Below are 19,836 nucleotides of genomic sequence, written 5' to 3' on the forward strand. Positions count from 1 at the left end.
TTAGGCTGACTGGGTGACTGCGGCGCGACGTTCCCTCCTGCTTGCCGCGGTCGTCGCAGCGGCGGCGATCGTGTGCGCGTCCTGCGCCGCGGCCCCCACCGCGAAGCCGTCGCCGACATCGTCGCCGTCGCCGACGATGACCCCGACGGCCGAGGCGGCAGGTCTCTCGCCGGCCCAGCAGGCAGTCTCATCGATGTCGCTGCGGGAGCGCGCGGCGAGCGTTGTGATGGGGCACATTCCGACGACGGATGCCGCGGCCCTGCGCTCGTACATGGAATCCACGGACGCCGGGGGCTTCCTGCTCATGGGCGCGAACATCCCCGCGGACGAGGCGGCACTCAAGGAGATCACCGCATCGCTCACCGTCGATCCGGCGCAGCCGCCGCTCATCGCCATCGACCAGGAGGGCGGCGACGTGTCGCGGCTGCCGTGGGACGATCTTCCGTCGCCACTCGAGCTGCAGCAGGCCGATCCCGCCACAGTGGAGGCCGCGTACGCGGGGCGCTCGGCACTCGTGCGCCAGGCGGGGATCCCCGTCAACTTCGGTATCGTCGCGGACGTCACGGCCGATCCGGACTCGTTCATCCATCGCCGCGTCCTCGGCACCACACCCGACGCGGCCGCCGCTCACGTCGCCGCAGCGGTCGACGGCGAGAAAGGGAAGGTGTTCTCCACGCTGAAGCACTTCCCCGGCCACGGCGCGGCACCCGGCGACTCCCACTCGTCGATCCCGTCGACCCCTATCCCGCTCGATCAGTGGCGCGCCACCGATGCCCTCCCGTTCCAGGCGGGCGTCGATGCCGGCGCCGAGCTTCTCATGTTCGGCCATCTCGCGTACACCGCCGTCGATCCGGCGCCCGCGAGCCTGTCGCCCGAATGGCACCGGATCGCGCGCGACGAACTGGGCTTCGAGGGCGTGATCATCACCGACGACCTGGGCATGCTGGAAAGCTCCGGCCTGCCCGAGTACGCCGACCCCGTGGCGAATGCCGTCAACGCCCTCGCGGCCGGCAACGACATGCTGCTGACGGTGGCCTCGTCGACACCCGAGACCGCGCCGCAGATCATCGACGGCATCGTCGCCGCGGTGGAGGCGGGCGCGGTGCCCGCCGAGCGCCTGGAGGAGGCGGCGACCCGCGTGATGGGGCTGCGCCTCGCCGTCGCGGAGGCGGCAGGCGGCGAGCTCCCGTGCACGACGTGCGCGGATCCGGCCGGGTGAGTCAGGCGCCCGCGATCTCGACGAGGCGGGCCCGGATGACCTGGCCGCGCTCGGCGAAGCCGCGCTGCGCGCGGACATAGGCCGCCTTGCCCTCCGCAGTCTCGATCGGGACGGGGGCGTAACCCCAGTCCGCGAGATCGTACGGTGACGCCCGCATGTCCAGCACCCGGATGTCGCGGGCGAGCTCGAACGCATCGAGCATCACCTCGCCCGGCACGAGCGGCCCGAGCTTGACGGCCCACTTGTACAGGTCCATGCCGGCATGAAGGCAGCCGGGCTGCTCGAGGGCGGGCTGGCTCTCGCGGGTGAGTGCGTCGCGGTTGCGCGGCACCGCCTCGAGCGTGAAGAACCGGTAGGCATCGAAGTGGGTGCAGCGCAGATCGTGGGCTTCGACGACGGCGTCCGTCTCGTCCTGTCCCAGTCGGAGCGGAACGGGATGCCGGTGCTCGCGCTGCCGGTACACCATGGCCCACTCGTGCAGGCCGAAGCACCCGAAGCCGGGGGCGCGGCCGGCGGTGGCCCTGAGGATCCGACCGACGTTCGCCACGAGCGCGCCCCGCTCGGCGCGGAAACCCGAACCGTCGACGGCGAGAGCACCGGTAACGCTGCCGGGTCGGTACCAGCGCCATTCGGCGCGGGCGTCGGCGGCGGCATCCGCCAACTCCACGTCCTCACCGGGATGCCAGCGGTGCAGGACAGCGGGCTTGTAGGAGTAGTACGTGAAGAGGAAGTCCTCGACAGGGTGCTTCTCACGGCGCGCGGCCCGGTCGCGATGCGCGGACGTGAGCGCTCGGGCGCGCTCCTCATGTGCCGCCTCGCGCTCGCGCCAGACCCCGCCGGCAAGCACCGGGGTCTCCGAGGGCGCGATCGTCACCGTTCGAGGATACGCGGGTGCGCCCCGGCGGGACCCGGGCGCGGATCAGGCCTCGACGGGCTCGATGAGTTCCGGGGAGTTGTTGCGGACGTTGCCGACGTCCTTCGACACCTCGTGGTCGTCGAGGGTGTCGGCGAGGGCCGGAGCCGCGTCGATCGCCGCGTCGAGCACATCGCGCACGTTGTCGGTCGTCGGGTCGAGCCAGGCGTCGGCGTGGTCGGGGTCGAGAAACAGCGGCATGCGGTCGTGGATCGAGCCCAGGTGCCCGATCGAGTCGCGGGTGAGGATCGTGAAGCTCAGCAGCCAGCGCTCGGGGTCGTCGTCGCCCTTGGTCTTGTCGCGCCACCACTCGTACAGCCCGGCGAGGAACAGCGGCTCGCCGTCGGCGGGATGGATGTAGTGGGGGATCTTCGTGCCGTCGACGTTCTTCCACTCGTAGTAGCCCGACACGGGCACCACCGCGCGGCGCTTCTCGAGAGCGCTGCGGAACATGGGCTTGTCTTCGAGTTCCTCCGCCCGGGCGTTGAACGCCCGCGCACCGATCTTGGTGTCTTTCGCCCACGAAGGGATCAGTCCCCAGCGGGCGGCCTCGAGCCGGCGCGTCGGCGGCTCGGTCTTCGCCGAGTCGAGCACGATCGCGGCAGTGGCGGTCGGCGCCACGTTGAAGGACGGCGCCGGGAGATCGTCGCCCTCGACGTCGACGCGCAGCACCCCGACGAGGTCGGAGCCGGCACTGGCCACTACGAAGCGTCCGCACATGCGGCCAGCCTACGCGGGGCCGCCGACGTCGGTGCCGGCGGGACCGTCAGGCCTCGAGCGCTCCGGCGGCGCCGAGGACCCCGACATCCTCCAGCCGCTCGAGCAGGCCGGCGCCGTCGCTGTCGCTCACCCACGGCACCTCGGCGGCGGCGTGGTCGTTGACGGCTGTGCGGCCGCCCGCGAGGACCGCCTCCGCAGGGGAGAGGCGGCGGATGGCGACGGCCACGACCCGCGAAGGGTGCTCGTCGGTGAAGGTCGTGTAGATCGCGTCGTCGTGCTGGCCGTCGTCGCCGATGAGGAGCCACCGCACATGCGGGAACTCCTCGGCGAGGCGTCGCAGGTTGGAGAGCTTGTGCGCACTGCCGCTGCGGAACCAGCGGTCGTGGGTGGGGCCCCAGTCGGTCAGCAGCAGCGCACCCGGCGGGAAGACGTGGCGACTGAGGAAGCGCATGAGCGTCGGCGCGATGTTCCACGCGCCGGTGGAGAGATAGATGAGCGGGGCGCCGGGGTTCTCCCGCACGACACGCTCCATGAGCACCGCCATGCCGGGCACCGGCTGGCGCGCGTGCTCGTTGACCACGAACGAGTTCCACGCAGCGAGCAGCGGACGGGGGATGGCCGTGACCATGACGGTGTCGTCGACGTCCGACACGATGCCGAACTTCACATCCGGCGCGACGATGTACGCCCGTGTATCGACGGGCGTCCCGCCTTCCACCGAGAGCGTGAAGGTCTGCCAGCCGGGCTCGAGGTCAGTCGGGAGCTTCGTGTCGATCACACCGCCCCGGTCGGCGACCACGTCGTGATCGACGCCACCGATCGTCACCGTGACCTGCGCGTATCCGATGGGGACGGCCGCGAAGCTGCGCCAGCCGCGCACTCCGGCGTACTCGCCGGTGGTCGTCTGCTTCGCCGGCGGGACGATCATCACCCGGCCGAGGACGCGCACCCAACCGGGACCCCCGTAGCCGGGGAAAGGCGTGACGGTGGGCGTCTGGCCCCGACGGCGCGCGCGCCGCTCGCGCCACGCGTGGAACCGGTACTCCAGGCGTGCCAGCCACAGGACCTTGGCGCGCGCGTTCTGGGCGTCGGTGTGGGGCACCCCTTCAGTCTTTCACGTCCGCCACGGGCGACTCGTCCGGGCCGTCGTGCTCGAGGTGCTTGCGCTCGGCCCGCTCGATGACCTTCTTGCTCACGAAGACGAGCACCAGGAACAGCACGATGACGCCCACGAAGATGTACCCCGCGTAGTGCAGCCGGTCCGCGAGCTCGCGGTACGTGCCTGCGGCGACGGCGGCGACGGAGATGTAGAGCGTCGACCAGATCACGCACGCCGGGATGGTCCACGCGAGGAACCGCCGGTAGGGGTAGCCGCTCATCCCGACGGTGAGCGGCACGAGCGAGTGCAGCACCGGCAGGAAGCGCGAGATGAAGATCGCAGGCCCGCCGCGACGCCGCAGGTATCTCTCCGAGCGCGCCCAATTCTCCTCGCCGATCCGGCGCCCGAGCTTCGAGTGCTGGATGCGCGGGCCGAGGTAGCGTCCGAGCCAGAAGCCGATGCTCTCGCCGATCACGGCGCCGATGACCACCGCGATCCCGAGGATCACGCCCTCCAGCACGGACGAGACGGCGGTTGCGGCGACGATCACCACAGTGTCGCCGGGCACGACGAGCCCGATCAGCACGCTGGTCTCGAGCATGATCGCGAACCCGGCGAGGAGCGTCCTGACGATGGGGTCGACGCTCTGCACGGCGTCGAGCAGCCACGTCAGGAACTCGTTCACGCCATGAGCCTAGAGCTCCGCGCACCCCTCTAACCTGGGAACATGACGGAGCCCCTCGCCGCCGCGGACGTCGCGCACTGGGCAGACCCGGCATCCGTCTTCGGCGCCGTCTTCGCGCACGTGCCCCACTCGTTCTGGCTGGATGCCGGACCCGATGCGCGCGAGGGGTGGAGCTGGATGGGCGCAGGGGCTCCGGACGACCCGGCGCACGTGAAGGCGACGACCTGCACGGCCGTCACCTCGCACGACGGCGAGAGCCCGTTGCGCGGAGGGTGGGTCGGCTGGACCGCCTACGACGACGCAGCGGCGCGCGCAGGCGCGCCCGCGTCTCGCCCGGCTGACGACGTCCCGCAGGAGCTGTGGCTGCGGGTGCAGCGCCTGGTCGCGTTCGACCACGCGCGTCGGAGCGTCCGCGTGTACGCCTCCGCGCCGGACGTCGATGAGCTCACCACCGCGGTCGCCGCGGCGACCCTTCCGCCCGGCCGGCCTTCGTCCATCCCACACCGGGCTGTCGCGCGTGCGCGCCACCGCCCCGACGAATACGCCGCTCTCATCGAACGCTGCCGCGACGCGATCCGCGAGGGCGACGCCTACCAGCTGTGCCTGACGACGCGCTTCGAGGTCGAGGCATCCGTCGATCCTGTCGAGGTCTACGCCCGGCTCCGCGCGGCGACACCCGCGCACCACGGCGGCTTCATCCGCTCCGGCGACACCGCGCTGCTCAGCGCGAGCCCGGAGCAGTTCCTTCACGTCGAGGGGGCGCCCGACGGCAGTGCGGTCGTGCGCACGCGGCCGATCAAGGGCACCCGCCCGCGCGGTGCGGACGCCGGCGAGGACGCTGCGCTGGCAGCCGAGTTGCGCACGAGCGAGAAGGAGCGCGCCGAGAACGTCATGATCGTCGACCTCATGCGCAACGACCTCTCGCGCGTGTGCGTGGCCGGCTCCGTAGGCGTCGACGCGCTTCTCGAGGTCGAGTCGTACCCCGCGGTGCACCAGCTCGTGAGCACCGTATCGGGCACGCTCGCGACCGGCACGACCCTCGACGACCTGCTGGCGGCGACATTCCCGGCGGGCTCGATGACGGGGGCGCCGAAGCTGTCCGCGATGAGCATCCTGCACGGCCTCGAAGGCGCTCCGCGCGGAGTCTTCTCGGGGTGCTTCGGCTGGGTCGGCGACGATGGCGCACTCGATCTCGCCATGGTGATCCGCTCGATCGTCGTCACGCCCCACAGCGCGTACGTCGGCGCCGGCGGCGGAATCACGTGGCGATCGGATGCTGCGGCCGAGGTCGCCGAGGTCGGGATCAAGGCACGCGGGCCCCTTGCGGCGCTGGGTGCCGCATTGCCGCCGGGCTGGTGAACCGCCCGTTCCGCTAACCTGGAAGACGCGCTTCGCGCGCTGCGCGCGCTTTCCGGCTTCCATGATTGGCACTTTCCACGTGAGTCAGACCGAAACCCCCGACACCTCTGCGCCCACAGAGGGCTATGACGCCTACTCGATCCAGCAGAAGTGGCAGGCGCGCTGGGCCGAGGCCGACCCGTTCCGCGCCGGCGGCGCCGACGACACGCGCCCCCGCAAGTACGTGCTCGGCATGTTCCCCTACCCCTCCGGCGACCTCCACATGGGCCACGCCGAGAGCTACGCCTACGTCGACATCGTGGCGCGGTTCTGGCGTCACCGCGGCTACAACGTGCTGAACCCGATCGGGTGGGATTCGTTCGGCCTGCCCGCCGAGAACGCGGCGATCCAGCGCGGGGCCGACCCGCGCGAGTGGACCTACGCGAACATCGAGCAGCACAAGAAGAGCTTCCGCGAGTACGGCTCGTCCTACGACTGGAGCCGCATCCTCCACACGAGCGACCCCGAGTACTACCACTGGAACCAGTGGCTGTTCCAGCGCCTCTACGAGCGCGGCCTGGCGTACCGCAAGGAGAGCCCGGTCAACTGGTGCCCCAACGACCAGACCGTGCTCGCCAACGAGCAGGTCGTCGACGGGCACTGCGAGCGCTGCGGCGCCGAGGTGATCAAGAAGAAGCTCACGCAGTGGTACTTCAAGATCACCGAGTACGCCGACCGGCTGCTCGACGACCTCAACCAGCTCGAGGGCTTCTGGCCGCAGAAGGTCATCCGCATGCAGCGGAACTGGATCGGCCGCTCGGTGGGTGCCGACATCGACTTCGAGATCGAGGGCCGCGCCGAGAAGGTCACCGTCTTCTCGACCCGACCCGACACGCTGCACGGCGCGACCTTCATGGTCGTGGCACCCGACAGCGACCTGGCAGCCGAGCTCGCCGCCGGCTCGTCGGCCGACGTGCGCATGCGCTTCCAGGACTACCTCGAGAGCGTGCAGCGCGAAACCGAGATCGAGCGCCAGAGCACCGATCGTCCGAAGACCGGCGTGTTCCTGGACCGTTTCGCCGTCAACCCCGTCAACGGGGAGCGCCTGCCCATCTGGGCCGCGGACTACGTGCTGGCCGACTACGGCCACGGCGCCGTCATGGCCGTGCCCGCACACGACCAGCGCGACCTCGACTTCGCGCGGGCGTTCGACCTGCCCGTCAAGGTCGTCGTCGACACCACGGCGCCGATCACGGGCGCGATCCCGGTCATCGAGCTCGACGAGGAGGGTGTGCCGATCGATCCGGGCCCCCTCGACACGCTGGCCGACCTCGACCCCGCGACGACCGGCATCGCTCTGACCGGCGAGGGACGCCTCATCAACTCGGGCTCGCTCGACGGCCTCTCCAAGCGCAACGCCATCGCGCGCATCATCGAGCAGCTCGAAGCCGCCGGCACCGGCCGCGCCGCGAAGTCGTATCGCCTCCGCGACTGGCTCATCTCGCGTCAGCGGTTCTGGGGCACGCCGATCCCGATGATCCACACCGAGGACGGCCGCATCGTGCCCGTCCCCGAGGACCAGCTGCCGCTGCGCCTGCCTGACGCGCACGGACTCGACCTCGCACCCAAGGGAACGTCGCCCCTGGGGGGCGCAACGCAGTGGATGCAGGCGACCGACCCCGAGACGGGCGAGCCGGCGCTGCGCGACCCCGACACGATGGACACGTTCGTGGACAGCTCGTGGTACTTCCTCCGCTTCCTGGCGCCGAACGACCCCGATGAGGCGTTCCCGTCCCGCGAGGCCGACCGCTGGGCTCCCGTCGACTCGTACATCGGCGGCGTCGAGCACGCGATCCTGCACCTGCTCTACGCGCGGTTCATCACCAAGGTCCTCTTCGACATGGGGCTCATCGACTTCACCGAGCCCTTCTCGAGCCTCATCAACCAGGGCATGGTGCTCCTGGACGGCTCGAAGATGTCGAAGTCGAAGGGCAACCTGGTCGAGTTCGCCTCGAGCATGATCGACCCCGGCGCCGACGCGGTGCGCACCGCGATCGCGTTCGCCGGCCCGGTCGAGGACGACATCAACTGGGAGGACGTGTCGACCACGGGTGCCCAGAAGTTCCTCGCGCGCGCCTGGCGCGTCGCGACGGACGTCACGAGCGAGCCCGACGTGGTGTGGGCCGAGGGCGACGCATCACTTCGCCGTGTCACCCACCGCCTGCTCGCGGACGCTCCCGGGCTGGTCGAGCAGACCAAGTTCAATGTCGTCGTCGCCCGCCTCATGGAGCTGGTCAACGCGACGCGCAAGGTCATCGACACCGGCGCCGGACCCGCCGACCCGGCCGTTCGCGAGGCCGCCGAGGCCACCGCGATGGTCCTCGACCTGTTCGCTCCGCACCTCGCGGAGGAGATGTGGGAGATCCTCGGGTACGACGGGTTCGTCGGCCTGGTGCCGTGGCGCACCGCCGACCCGACCCTCCTCGTCGAGGAGAGCGTCACCGCGGTCGTACAGGTGGACGGCAAGGTGCGCGGCACCCTCCAGGTGCCTGCGCGCATCGATGCCGCCGAGCTCGAGCGACTCGCGCGCGCCGACGAGAAGGTCGTCCGCTCGCTCGCGGGCCGCGAGATCACGCGTGTGGTCGTCCGCCCACCGAAGGTCGTGAGCTTCAGCACGCACTGAGCTTCCTCCACAGCAAGAGCGGGTCCCGGGGTATGCACATCCCCGGGACCCGCTCCGTCTCGGGCCCCTTCCGCCTCATAGCGTGGGTCCGTGACAGCCGGCGACCGCTCCGAGAGCGCGTCGGCCGAGCACCTCGCCGCGCGTCGACGTCTCGCGCGAGGCGCCGTCATCGTGCTCGTGATCGCCGCATTGGCTATCACCGTCGGGATCGGCATCGTTCGCGCAGCGATGTCACCGGTCGATGAGGTCGTCATCGACCAGACGCCCGCGGCATCGGCGACGCCCGCGTCCAGGCTCTACGTGCACGTCTCGGGTGCGGTGCGCACGCCTGGCCTCTATGTGCTCCCGGCCGGCTCCCGTGTCGTCGACGCGATCGCGGCAGCCGGCGGGTTCGCCGACGACGCGGACCGCGACGCGGTCAACCTGGCGCGCACGCTCGACGACGGCGAACAGCTGCCGGTGCCGCACGAAGGGGAGGAAGCGCCGACAGCGGAAGCACCTGGACCCCCAGCATCCGCCGACACGCGCGTCGACCTCAACTCGGCGGACGCGACCCTGCTCGAGACGCTCCCGCGCATCGGTCCCGCGCTGGCCGAGCGCATCATCGCGTGGCGCGACGACAACGGCGGGTTCACGAGCATCGAGGATCTCCTCGCCGTCCCCGGCATCGGCGACAAGATGCTCGAGTCGCTGCGCGACCTGGTGACGGTGTGACGTGCGTGGCCGACTCGGACTGCGGCTGGTGCCGGTCGCGGGCGCGTGCTGGGCTGTCTCGGCCGTCGCGATCCTCGCTCCTTCGGCAGCGCCCTGGATCGCTCTGTCCCTCTGGGCCGTCGTCCTCCGCCTGACGACGGCTGTGGTGAGCCTCAGCGCACACGACGACGTTCCGTCTCGGCGCAGCCGCCTGCGCGCGCGATGGCGGATGCCTCGCGCCGCTGTGCACCGCGTGCTCGTGGTCGTCGTGCTCGCGGGGGCGGCTTCCGCGGCCGCGGCGTCCCACGTCGCCCTCGCACAGCCGGCCCGGACGGCCGTCGAGGATCTCGCTCTCACCGGCGGCCGGGCCGTCGACGTCCGCGCGGACGTCGTCGGCAAGATCGAGCGACGCGCCGACGGCTCGCTCGCCTTCGATGCGTGGGCGTCGCGCGTGACGATCGGCGACGAGAGCCACGGCGCGGATGTCGAGATCGCGGTGCGCGTCTCACCGGACGACGTCGACAGCCCGTGGCAGCTCGACGTCGGTTCCACCATCGACGCCCACGGCACCGCGGGGCCCGGGCGACCGGGAGAGCGGGCGGTGCTCGAGGTGCTGGCGTCGCGCGGTGTCGAGGTGGTGAAGCCGCCGGGCGGGGCCGCAGCGGTCGCCGGTGGATTGCGCCGGGGGCTCGTCGCGGCGGTGCACGGTCTGCCTGGCGCGGGCGCGGGGCTCGTCCCGGGGCTGGCTGTGGGAGACACGTCGATCGTGTCGCCGTCCCTGGACGCGGCGATGAAGGAGTCCTCACTGTCGCACCTCACCGCCGTCTCGGGTGCGAACTGCGCGCTCGTCGTCGGCATCGCGTTCGCCCTCGCCGCCGCACTCGGTGCCTCGAGGAGGCTCCGCGTCGCCTGCGGAGTGGCGGTGCTCGCCGGCTTCGTGCTCCTGGTCACGCCGGAGCCGAGCGTCCTGCGCGCGGCGGCCATGGCCGCGATCGCAATGCTCGCGGTGCTGCTCGGCCGCTCCGGCGCGGGTATGGCGCTGCTGTCGGTGGCCGTCGCCCTGCTCCTCGCGCTGGATCCCTGGCTCGCCTCCTCACTGGGATTCGCGCTCTCGGTCGTCGCGACAGGGTCGCTGCTGCTGTGGGCGCGCCCGCTCGCCACCGGTCTCGCCAGAGCGGTCCCGCGGCCGCTGGCACTCGCCCTGGCGGTGCCGCTCGCCGCGCAGCTCGCGTGCGGCCCGCTCCTGATCCTCATCGAGCCGACCGTGCCCGTCTACGGCGTGCTCGCGAACCTCCTCGCCGGCCCCGCGGCACCGGCGGCGACCGTGCTCGGGCTGGCGGCATGTCTCAGCGCACCGCTTCCGTGGCTGCAGTCGGGTCTCGCTGTGCTCGCCTGGCTGCCGGCATCGTGGATCGCCGCGACGGCTTCGACCGCTTCGGCGCTCCCGGGCGACGCGCTGCCCTGGCTGGAGGGCATCCCCGGCGCGGTGGCCCTCGCCGGGGTCGGCCTTTCGATCGGGCTCGCCATCGCACTCGACCGCGGCGGCTCGCGGGCTCGACGGGTTGCGCGCGTGACCGCGATCGTGGTCGTCGCCGTGCTGACCGGTGGCGGGATCGGCGCGAGCGCCCTGACCACGATCGCCGGCCGATGGACGCTGCCCGGCGACTGGGCGGTGCTCGCGTGCGACGTCGGCCAAGGCGATGCCGTACTGCTCCGGTCGGAGGGCGCCGTCGCGCTGGTCGACACCGGGCCCGACCCCGAACCGCTCGCCGCCTGCCTCTCGCGGGCGGGCCTCGATCGCATCGACCTGCTCGTCCTCACGCACTACGACCTCGACCACATCGGCGGGCTCGACGCCGTGCGCGGTCGTGTCGGCTCGGTGCTCCACGGACCCGGCGACGCCACGGGGCAGGCGGCGATCGCCTCGCTGACGGCGCGGGGCGCCCGGGCGACCGAGGCCTCCGCCGGCCTCAGCGGGTCACTGGGAGGCGCGCGATGGCGGGTTCTCTGGCCGAAGACCGGCAGTCGGGCCTTCCCGCCGGGCAACGACGCCAGCGTCGTGCTCGACGTCCGCGGCGGCGGCATCCCGCCGACCCTCCTGCTCGGCGACCTCTCCGCCTCTCCGCAGCGGCTGCTGACCGCATCGGGGGCGCTGGACCCGCCCTACGTGATCGTCAAGACCGCTCATCACGGCAGCGCCGACCAGGACGCGGGGCTCTACGCCTCGGCACAGCCGTCGATCGCGCTCGTCACCGTGGGCGCCGACAACGATTACGGGCATCCGCGCGACGCGGCCCTGGCGATGCTCGTCGACGTCGATGCGAAGATCCTTCGCACCGACCGCGACGGGGCGATCGCGCTGTGGATCTCCGAGACCGGTTCGGTGTCTATCTGGCGCGACCGCGGCGGATGAGGGGACGCGGCCGCCGTCGGTGGGCGTCGGTAGGCTGGGGGAATGGCTTCCCCCGCACGCCGAGCACCCGCGAAGGCCGCGCGCAGCGCCATTCCCCAGCTGTCCTGGCGGGCTCCGCAGCCGGCGCCGATCGTGCTCGTCTCGGGGCCGGAGGAGGTCTGCGCCGAACGGGCGATCGCGGGCGTGCGCGACTATCTCCGTGCGGAGGACCCCACGCTCGAGGTGTCCGACATCCGCGCCGACGACTACGCCGCTGGAACGCTCCTCGGCGTCACGTCGCCGTCGCTGTTCGGCGAGCCCCGACTGGTCCGGGTGAGCGGCGTCGAGAAGTGCTCCGACACGTTCCTCGCCGAGGCCGTCGCGTATCTCGCCGCCCCGCAGGACGGCGCGACGGTCGTGCTCAGGCACACCGGTGCGAGCGTGCGCGGCAAGAAGCTGCTCGACGCGATCCGTGCGGGGGAGGGCTCGGGCGTCGAGATCGCGTGCCCGGCCGTCAAGCGCGACTCGGACCGCTTCGACTTCGCCGCGGGCGAGTTCCAGGCAGCGAAGAAGCGCATCGCGCCGACCGCGCTGCGCGCGCTCGTCTCCGCGTTCGCCGACGACCTCACCGAGCTCGCGGCGGCGTGCCAGCAGCTCATCGCGGACGTCCCCGGCGACATCACCGAGCAGGTCGTCGAGCGCTACTACGGCGGCCGCGTCGAGACGTCGGCCTTCACGGTCGCCGACACGGCGATCGCGGGGCGCTACGGCGAGGCGCTCATCGCGCTCCGGCACGCCCTGGCCTCGGGGGCCGACCCGGTGCCGCTCGTCGCGGCCGTCGCCATGAAGCTGCGCACGATGGCGCGGGTCGCGGGCAACCGCGAGCCGGCGAAGGCCCTCGCCTCGCGACTGGGCATGAAGGACTGGCAGATCGATCGCGCACGTCGCGACCTGGTCGGCTGGAACGAAGAGAGCCTCGGCCGCGCGATCCAGGCGACGGCACGGGCGGATGCCGAGGTCAAGGGCGGTTCGCGCGACGCGGTGTTCGCGCTCGAGCGCATGATCACGGTGATCGCCACGCGCGCGCCGTACGGTGCCTGACACGACGCCCGCGAGCGCAAGCGAAAGGCCCGCCCCTTTCGGGACGGGCCTTCACGCGACTCGGAGTCGCGGAGCTTGTCAGAGGCTCAGAGAGCGGCGACCTGCTTGGCGATGGCCGACTTGCGGTTCGCCGCCTGGTTCTTGTGGATGACGCCCTTGCTGACGGCCTTGTCGAGCTTCTTGGTAGCCGTGCCCAGCGCCTTCTCGGCCGCGGCCTTGTCGCCGGCCGCGATCGCCTCGCGGGTACGACGGACGTGCGTCTTCAGCTCGCTCTTGACGGCCTTGTTGCGCTCGCGCGCCTTCTCGTTGGTCTTGTTGCGCTTGATCTGCGACTTGATGTTCGCCACGTGTCGACGTTCTTTCGTTCGAAGGTGAATCGGATTGATGTGCCGGTCAGCGAGAGAGGGGCGCTTCGCGGCGGTCGTGAGGGCGAACCCACACGCAAGCCAAACAAGGATTCTATCAGGTGAACCGAGGAGCCATTGACACTCACAGGCGTGCGCGGCGAAGCCCTTCCATGATGCATGATCTACGCGTGGGAGCGTGCTCACCCGAACGCGCTCAGTGACGAAGGAGTCCGCCGTGCCGCAGCATCCGTCCGTCGATCTCTCGCCGTTCCCGCCGGGCTTCCGGTGGTCGGCGGCGACCGCCGCCTTCCAAGTCGAGGGCTCGCGCGCCGCTGACGGACGCGGACGGTCGATCTGGGACGACTTCGTCGCGACGCCCGGCGCGGTGCGGGACGGGGCGACGGCGGACCCGGGTCCTGACAGCTACCGGCGTCACCGCGAGGATGTGGAGCTGCTGGCCGCGCTCGGCGTCGACCGCTATCGCTTCTCGATCTCGTGGGTGCGGGTGCAGCCCGAGCCCGGCGGCCCGGTCCGGCAGGCCGGGCTCGACTACTACCGACGCCTCGCCGACGACCTGCTCGCGGCGGGGGTGACGCCCTTCGCGACGCTGTACCACTGGGATCTCCCGAGCGTCCTGGAAGAGCGCGGCGGATGGCTCACTCGCGACACGGCGCTGCGCTTCGGCGAGTACGCCGAGATCGTCGCGCAGTCGCTGGGCGACCGCATCCGTCACTGGTACACGCTCAACGAGCCGGTCTCGACGTCGCTGCAGGGCTACGCCGTCGGCACGCTCGCGCCGGGAAGGCAGCTGCTGTTCGGCGCACTGCCGACGGTGCACCACCAGCTGCTCGCGCACGGCCTCGCCGTGCGAACGCTGCGCGCATCCGGGGCCGAGGAGGTCGGGATCGTCAACAACCACACCCTCGTGCTTCCGGCGTCGCAGGCGGATGCCGACCTCACGGCCGCCGCCGTGTACGACGTGCTCCACAACCGCGTCTTCGCGGACCCCGTGCTGACCGGCGCCTACCCCGACCTCGAGGCGTTCGGGATCCCGCCGATGCCCGTCGAGGAGGGCGATCTCGAGCTGATCTCGGCGCCGGGCGACTTCTACGGGATCAACTTCTACAACCCGACGACGGTCGCCGCCGGTCCCGACGACAGCCCTGTCCCGTTCGCGATCGTGCCCACGCCCGGCGCGCCCGTCACCGGTTTCGGATCCGAGTGGCCGATCGTGCCCGCGGCCCTCACCGGCCTCCTGCTCGACTTCCGCGAACGCTACGGCGACCGTCTGCCGCCGCTCGTGATCGGCGAGAACGGGGCGTCCTTCCCGGAGCCCGACCACGTCGACGGCCCCGTCCGCGACTCCGACCGCATCTCGTACCTGGCGGGCCACATCGACGCCGTCGGCGCGGCCGCCGCCGACGGCGTCGACGTGCGGGAGTACACGGTGTGGTCGCTCCTGGACAACTTCGAGTGGGCGGACGGCTGGACCCAGCGGTTCGGTCTCGTCCACGTCGACTTCCACACCTCGGCACGCACCCCGAAGGCGTCGTTCGACTGGTACCGCGCCCTCATCGCGGAGGCACGCGCATGAGCGCCCGGCAGGGCGCCAAGGTCGGCGTGGGGTGGTTCACGCTCTTCACGCTCGCGTGGCTCGCGCTGTGGACCGTGCAGCTCACGCCGCTGCAGCTGCTCATCCCGCTGCAGCTCAACACGCCCGACGACCCCGACGGGTGGGTGTCGGGCGTGGTGTCGTCCGGCCTCGTGCTGGCGATGGGCGGCATCGCCGGCGTGATCGCCGCGCCTGTCGCCGGCGGCCTGTCCGACCGCACGCGCGGCAGGATGGGGCGCCGGCGCCCCTGGGCGCTCGGCGGAGTGTGGCTCGGGACCGCGTCGCTCGCCGCCATCGCGTTCGCGTCCGGACCGTGGGGTGTGGGACTCGCCTGGGTGGGCGTCTCTGTCGGCGTCGCGGTCGCCTCCGCGGCCTTCACCGCGCTCATCGCCGACCAGCTGACGACGCAGCGGGGCGCAGCATCCGCCGCCGTCTCCTCGTCGCAGGCGCTCGGCATCGTCGTGGGCGTGGGCGTGATCGTGCTGCTCGAGCTCGGCGTCGTGGTCGGGTACCTCGTGCTCGCCGGCTTCCTGGCGGTGGTCGGCACGGCGTCGGCGCTCCTGCTGCCCGACCCGCCGGCGCGCTCCGACGTCGCCGTCGCCCGCCAGGTGCGCACGCTCGGCGAACGGCTGGCAGCGCTGCGCGATCGCGACTTCGCGTGGCTGCTCGCCGGGCGGCTCACCGTGAACATCGGCAACGCGCTCGGGACCGGCCTGCTGCTGTTCTTCCTGCTGTACGGTCTGCAGCGCGACCCAGCGACGGCCGAGGACGAGCTGCTGCTCCTGATCCTCGTCTACACCCTGTTCGTGGTGGGCTCCTCGATCGCGTCCGGGTGGATGTCGGACCGCACCGGGCGACGGATCCCGTTCGTCGTGTGGTCGGCAGTCGTCCAGGGGCTCGCGTCGATCATCCTGGTGGTGGCCCCGTCGCTCTCGACCGCGATGATCGCGGCCGCGCTCCTCGGCGTCGGGTACGGCGCGTACATGTCGGTGGGGCTCGCCCTCGGCACGGACCTGCTCCCGTATCCCGAGGACCACGCCCGCGACCTCGGCTTCGTGAACGTCTCGGCGAGCCTCGGTCAGCTCATCGGCCCACTCCTCGGCGCCGGTCTCGTCGCCCTCGTGGGCGGCTTCTGGCTGCTGTTCCTCGTGGGAGGCATCCTGTCGATCGCGGGCGGACTGATGACGTATGCGATCCGCAGCCGGGAGCGCGCCGCGTCAGCCTTGTGAGGCCTCGAGAGTCGTGAGCGCCACCTCGAGCACCGCGTCGAACACGCGCGGCCGCATCACCGTCACGTGATGGGTCGTCCGCGGTACGACGATGAGCTCGGCGTGCTGGGCGACCCTCATGAACAGCTTCTCGTTCACGCGGAGCTGGTCCCACTGCCCGTTGACGAACCACAGCGGCACGTCGATGCGATGCAGGGCCGCGAGCAGGTCGAGCACCGAGAGGCTGCGCAGCGCGACGTCTTGGGCATCCAGCGCGTACCCGCCGGCCCCGAAATCGGCGCGGGTCTCTTCGGGGAGGATGCGGTCGAGCATGCGATCGGTGAGCCACATGCCACGATCGGGCAGGGCGTCGAAGCCGCGGGCGAGCACGCGGTACGTGGCGAGCGCGACGCCGCGAGGGATCGCGGTGCAGGATGCCGCGATGAATCCCGCGACCGGTGGCGGCTTCTCGGCGCCCACGTACTCGATGCACAGCAGGCCGCCCATCGAGTGCCCCGACAGCAGCACCGGGCCGCGCTCCGCCGCTGCGCGCACCGCGGAGTCGATCGTCTCGAACACCGTCTCGAGCGTGAAATCCTCGGCCATCCGCGAGCCGTGGCCGGGAAGGTCCACGGCCGTGACGGGATTGCCTCGGGCCGTCAGGTACTCCTCCTGGGCGCGCCACATGGTCGCAGACGTCCGGATGCCGTGCACGAGCACGACCTGGACGACCATGACGCCAGGGTAGCCGCGCGCGCCCGCTTAGCATGGCGGCATGCCCGAGATCGCCCCGCACGTCGCGCGCATGCCGGGTTCCGGTGTGCGTCACATCCTCGAGCGCGCCCTGCGCCGCCCCGGCACGATCATCCTCGCGGTGGGCGAGCCGGGAGAGGTCGCCGGGGAGCGGATCAGGGATGCCGCCTCCCAGGCGTGGCGCGAGGGTGCGATCCGCTACACCCCGAACGGCGGGATCCCGGCGCTCCGGGAAGCGATCCGGGACAAGCTCGCTCGCGAGAACGCCCTCGACGTCGACCTCGAGCAGATCTGGGTGACGGTCGGCGCGACCCAGGCGCTGCATCTGGCGATGGCGCTCACCCTGTCGCAGGGCGACGAAGTGCTCGTGCCCGACCCCGGCTACACGACTTTCACGATGAACGCCCATCTCCTGCAGGCGACGCCGGTGCCGTATCCGCTGCGCCCCGGGCGCGCGTTCCAGCCCGATCTCGCCGAGCTCGAGTCGCTGGTCACGCCGCGGACGCGAGGAATCATCGTGAACACCCCCTCCAACCCGCTCGGGTCGACGTTCGACCGCCCGACGCTGGAGGCGCTGATCGCTCTGGCGCGCCGCCACGACCTGTGGCTCATCAGCGACGAGGTGTATGAGCGCTTCACGTGGGGCGAGCGCCACGTGAGCCCCGCGACCCTCGATGACGACGGCCGCGTGCTGTCGGTGTTCTCGATGTCGAAGACCTACGCGATGACCGGAGCGCGGGTCGGGTGGCTGGTCACACCTCCGGGATGGCGGCAGACCATGCTGCGCGTGCAGGAGTCCGTGGTCAGCTGCGTCGATGAGCCGTCGCAGCGGGCGGCCGCCGAGGCGCTCACCGGCGACCAGGCGGCGGTCGGGCGCAGTGCGGCGCACTACCGCGACAACCTCGCCGCCGCGACGGCGCTCCTCGACGCACGGGGTCTGCGCTACCTCGACCCCACAGGGGCGTTCTATCTCTGGATCGACGTCGCGCATGTCTCCGGCGGCGATGTCGTCGCGTGGTGCGAGCGGTTCCTCGACGAGGAGGGGGTCGCCGTCGCTCCGGGAAGCGCGTTCGGCGCCTCGGGCGAGGGCTGGATCCGCGTGTGCGTGGCCAGCGACCGCGACGAGCTGCTCGAAGGGCTGAGTCGCATCCCCGCTCCGGCCCGACCCTGACACCGGCCCCGGGGTTCGTCGAGGGGCGCGCACCCGTACAATCGTCTGGACATGTCACCGCGCGCCCTGAAGCCCCTCGAGCCCTCTGCCACGCCGCCCGAGCTGATCCGCAACTTCTGCATCATCGCCCACATCGACCACGGCAAGTCGACGTTGGCCGACCGCATGCTGCAGATCACCGGTGTCGTCTCCGACCGCGACATGCGCGCGCAGTACCTCGACCGCATGGACATCGAGCGCGAGCGCGGCATCACGATCAAGTCGCAGGCCGTGCGCATGCCGTGGGCCGCCGCCGATCAGACCTTCGCGCTCAACATGATCGACACCCCCGGCCACGTGGACTTCACCTATGAGGTCTCGCGTTCGCTGGCCGCCTGCGAGGGTGCGATCCTCCTGGTCGACGCCGCGCAGGGCATCGAGGCGCAGACCCTCGCGAACCTGTATCTCGCGCTCGAGAACGACCTGCACATCATCCCCGTGCTCAACAAGATCGACCTGCCGGCCGCCGACCCCGAGAAGTACGCCGCAGAGCTGGCCGGCCTCATCGGCGGTTCGCCCGACGACGTGCTGCGAGTGAGCGGCAAGACCGGGATGGGCGTCGAGACGCTGCTCGACCGCATCGTCGAGCAGATCCCCGCTCCGAAGGGGAACGCGGATGCCCCGGCCCGCGCCATGATCTTCGACTCGGTGTACGACTCCTACCGCGGCGTCGTGACGTACGTCCGCATGGTCGACGGCAAGCTGGAGCCGCGCGAGCGCATCCAGATGATGTCGACGAAGGCGACGCACGACCTCCTCGAGATCGGCGTGTCGAGCCCGGAGCCCGTCCCCACGAAGGGGCTCGGCGTCGGTGAGGTCGGCTATCTGATCACCGGCGTGAAGGACGTACGCCAATCCAAGGTCGGCGACACCGTCACCAACCAGCGCAAGCCCGCGACCGAGGCGCTCGCCGGCTATACCGACCCGAAGCCGATGGTCTTCTCGGGGATCTATCCCATCGACCAGAGCGACTACGCCGACCTGCGTGAGGCGCTCGACAAGCTCAAGCTGTCGGACGCATCCCTGCAGTATGAGCCCGAGACATCGGTGGCGCTCGGCTTCGGCTTCCGCTGCGGCTTCCTGGGACTTCTGCACCTCGAGATCATCACCGAGCGCCTTTCGCGCGAGTTCGACCTCGACCTCATCACGACCGCGCCCTCGGTGACGTACGAGGTCACCACCGACACCGGCGACACCGTCGTCGTCACCAACCCGAGCGAGTACCCTGACGGGCGCGTCGCGGAGGTGTCCGAGCCGGTCGTGAAGGTCGGCATCCTGCTGCCCAAGGACTACGTCGGCACCGTCATGGAGCTGTGCCAGTCCCGCCGTGGGTCCCTCCTGGGCATGGACTACCTCAGCGAGGACCGCGTCGAGCTGCGCTATCACATGCCCCTCGGCGAGATCGTGTTCGACTTCTTCGATCAGCTCAAGTCCAAGACGCAGGGCTACGCGAGTCTCGACTACGAGCCCGCAGGCTCTCAGACCGCCGACCTCGTCAAGGTCGACATCCTGCTCCAGGGCGACAAGGTCGACGCGTTCAGCTCGATCGTGCACCGCGAGAAGGCGTACGCCTACGGCACGATGATGACCGAGCGGCTGCGCAAGCTCATCCCGCGCCAGCAGTTCGAGGTGCCCATCCAGGCAGCCATCGGCGCCCGCATCATCGCCCGCGAGAACATCCGCGCGATGCGCAAGGACGTCCTCGCCAAGTGCTACGGCGGTGACATCTCCCGCAAGCGCAAGCTCCTCGAGAAGCAGAAGGAGGGAAAGAAGCGCATGAAGATGGTCGGTCGCGTCGAGGTCCCCCAGGAGGCGTTCATCGCCGCGCTCTCAGGCGACGTCGAGGGTCCTGCCAAGAAGTGA

General features: G+C 71.1%; 16 protein-coding genes. 10 read left to right on the forward strand and 6 right to left on the reverse strand.

Annotation, left to right across the window (positions count from 1 at the left end):
* Positions 1–13: 13 nt before the first annotated feature.
* Positions 14–1,219 (forward strand): glycoside hydrolase family 3 N-terminal domain-containing protein, encoded by a 1,206-nt coding sequence (locus J2Y46_RS13460; protein WP_310242925.1) that lies wholly within the window; start codon positions 14–16, stop codon positions 1,217–1,219.
* Position 1,220: 1 nt separating this feature from the next.
* On the opposite strand, the gene J2Y46_RS13465 is transcribed toward J2Y46_RS13460, so the two are convergent.
* From J2Y46_RS13465 to J2Y46_RS13480, 4 genes are read right to left on the reverse strand one after another with little or no spacing between them, the layout of a single operon-like run.
* Positions 1,221–2,093, reverse strand: a complete 873-nt coding sequence (locus J2Y46_RS13465; protein WP_045302720.1) for a hypothetical protein — start codon at positions 2,091–2,093, stop codon at positions 1,221–1,223.
* 45 nt (positions 2,094–2,138) lie between these two features.
* Positions 2,139–2,852: an SOS response-associated peptidase gene (locus tag J2Y46_RS13470; RefSeq protein WP_310242929.1), complete on the reverse strand. Its 714-nt coding sequence runs from the start codon at positions 2,850–2,852 to the stop codon at positions 2,139–2,141.
* A 46-nt stretch (positions 2,853–2,898) separates the two neighbouring features.
* Complete coding sequence (locus tag J2Y46_RS13475) at positions 2,899–3,954, reverse strand: App1 family protein (RefSeq protein WP_045302716.1); 1,056 nt, start codon at positions 3,952–3,954, stop codon at positions 2,899–2,901.
* 4 nt (positions 3,955–3,958) lie between these two features.
* A complete protein-coding gene (locus tag J2Y46_RS13480; RefSeq protein ID WP_310242933.1) occupies positions 3,959–4,636 on the reverse strand; it encodes a DedA family protein in 678 nt (225 codons plus the stop codon).
* 42 nt (positions 4,637–4,678) lie between these two features.
* On the opposite strand from J2Y46_RS13480, the gene J2Y46_RS13485 reads away from it, so the two are divergent.
* From J2Y46_RS13485 to holA, 5 genes are all read left to right on the forward strand, one after another.
* The gene (locus tag J2Y46_RS13485) at positions 4,679–5,995 is read left to right on the forward strand and encodes an anthranilate synthase component I family protein (RefSeq protein ID WP_310242935.1); all 1,317 of its coding nucleotides are present in this window, start codon (positions 4,679–4,681) and stop codon (positions 5,993–5,995) included.
* Between the two features lie 61 nt (positions 5,996–6,056).
* Positions 6,057–8,657, forward strand: a complete 2,601-nt coding sequence (gene leuS, locus J2Y46_RS13490; RefSeq protein WP_396653190.1) for a leucine--tRNA ligase — start codon at positions 6,057–6,059, stop codon at positions 8,655–8,657.
* A gap of 90 nt (positions 8,658–8,747) precedes the next feature.
* Positions 8,748–9,371, forward strand: a complete 624-nt coding sequence (locus tag J2Y46_RS13495; RefSeq protein ID WP_310242940.1) for a ComEA family DNA-binding protein — start codon at positions 8,748–8,750, stop codon at positions 9,369–9,371.
* Position 9,372: 1 nt separating this feature from the next.
* Positions 9,373–11,763 carry a ComEC/Rec2 family competence protein gene (locus J2Y46_RS13500; RefSeq protein WP_310242942.1) on the forward strand — a complete coding sequence of 797 codons (2,391 nt, stop codon included), beginning with the start codon at positions 9,373–9,375 and terminating at the stop codon, positions 11,761–11,763.
* A gap of 42 nt (positions 11,764–11,805) precedes the next feature.
* A complete protein-coding gene (gene holA, locus J2Y46_RS13505; RefSeq protein WP_045302707.1) occupies positions 11,806–12,843 on the forward strand; it encodes a DNA polymerase III subunit delta in 1,038 nt (345 codons plus the stop codon).
* Positions 12,844–12,929: 86 nt separating this feature from the next.
* Here holA and rpsT read toward each other — a convergent pair whose 3' ends face one another.
* The gene (gene rpsT, locus J2Y46_RS13510) at positions 12,930–13,190 is read right to left on the reverse strand and encodes a 30S ribosomal protein S20 (RefSeq protein WP_045302706.1); all 261 of its coding nucleotides are present in this window, start codon (positions 13,188–13,190) and stop codon (positions 12,930–12,932) included.
* A 235-nt stretch (positions 13,191–13,425) separates the two neighbouring features.
* On the opposite strand from rpsT, the gene J2Y46_RS13515 reads away from it, so the two are divergent.
* Together J2Y46_RS13515 and J2Y46_RS13520 are read left to right on the forward strand one after the other, a co-directional pair.
* Positions 13,426–14,784: a GH1 family beta-glucosidase gene (locus J2Y46_RS13515; RefSeq protein ID WP_310242945.1), complete on the forward strand. Its 1,359-nt coding sequence runs from the start codon at positions 13,426–13,428 to the stop codon at positions 14,782–14,784.
* Positions 14,781–16,031, forward strand: coding sequence for an MFS transporter (locus J2Y46_RS13520; RefSeq protein ID WP_045302702.1), 1,251 nt, complete (start codon positions 14,781–14,783; stop codon positions 16,029–16,031). Before J2Y46_RS13515 ends, J2Y46_RS13520 begins: the two co-directional genes overlap by 4 nt.
* Here the strand turns inward: J2Y46_RS13520 and J2Y46_RS13525 are convergent.
* Positions 16,020–16,745 (reverse strand): alpha/beta fold hydrolase, encoded by a 726-nt coding sequence (locus J2Y46_RS13525; protein ID WP_045302700.1) that lies wholly within the window; start codon positions 16,743–16,745, stop codon positions 16,020–16,022. The two genes, J2Y46_RS13520 and J2Y46_RS13525, sit on opposite strands and share 12 nt — an antisense overlap.
* A 40-nt stretch (positions 16,746–16,785) precedes the next feature.
* On the opposite strand from J2Y46_RS13525, the gene J2Y46_RS13530 reads away from it, so the two are divergent.
* Complete coding sequence (locus J2Y46_RS13530) at positions 16,786–17,934, forward strand: pyridoxal phosphate-dependent aminotransferase (RefSeq protein WP_045302698.1); 1,149 nt, start codon at positions 16,786–16,788, stop codon at positions 17,932–17,934.
* A 51-nt stretch (positions 17,935–17,985) separates the two neighbouring features.
* Positions 17,986–19,836, forward strand: a complete 1,851-nt coding sequence (gene lepA, locus J2Y46_RS13535) for a translation elongation factor 4 (RefSeq protein WP_045302696.1) — start codon at positions 17,986–17,988, stop codon at positions 19,834–19,836.

The organism is Microbacterium sp. BE35 (assembly GCF_031457705.1).
GTDB lineage: Bacteria > Actinomycetota > Actinomycetes > Actinomycetales > Microbacteriaceae > Microbacterium > Microbacterium trichothecenolyticum.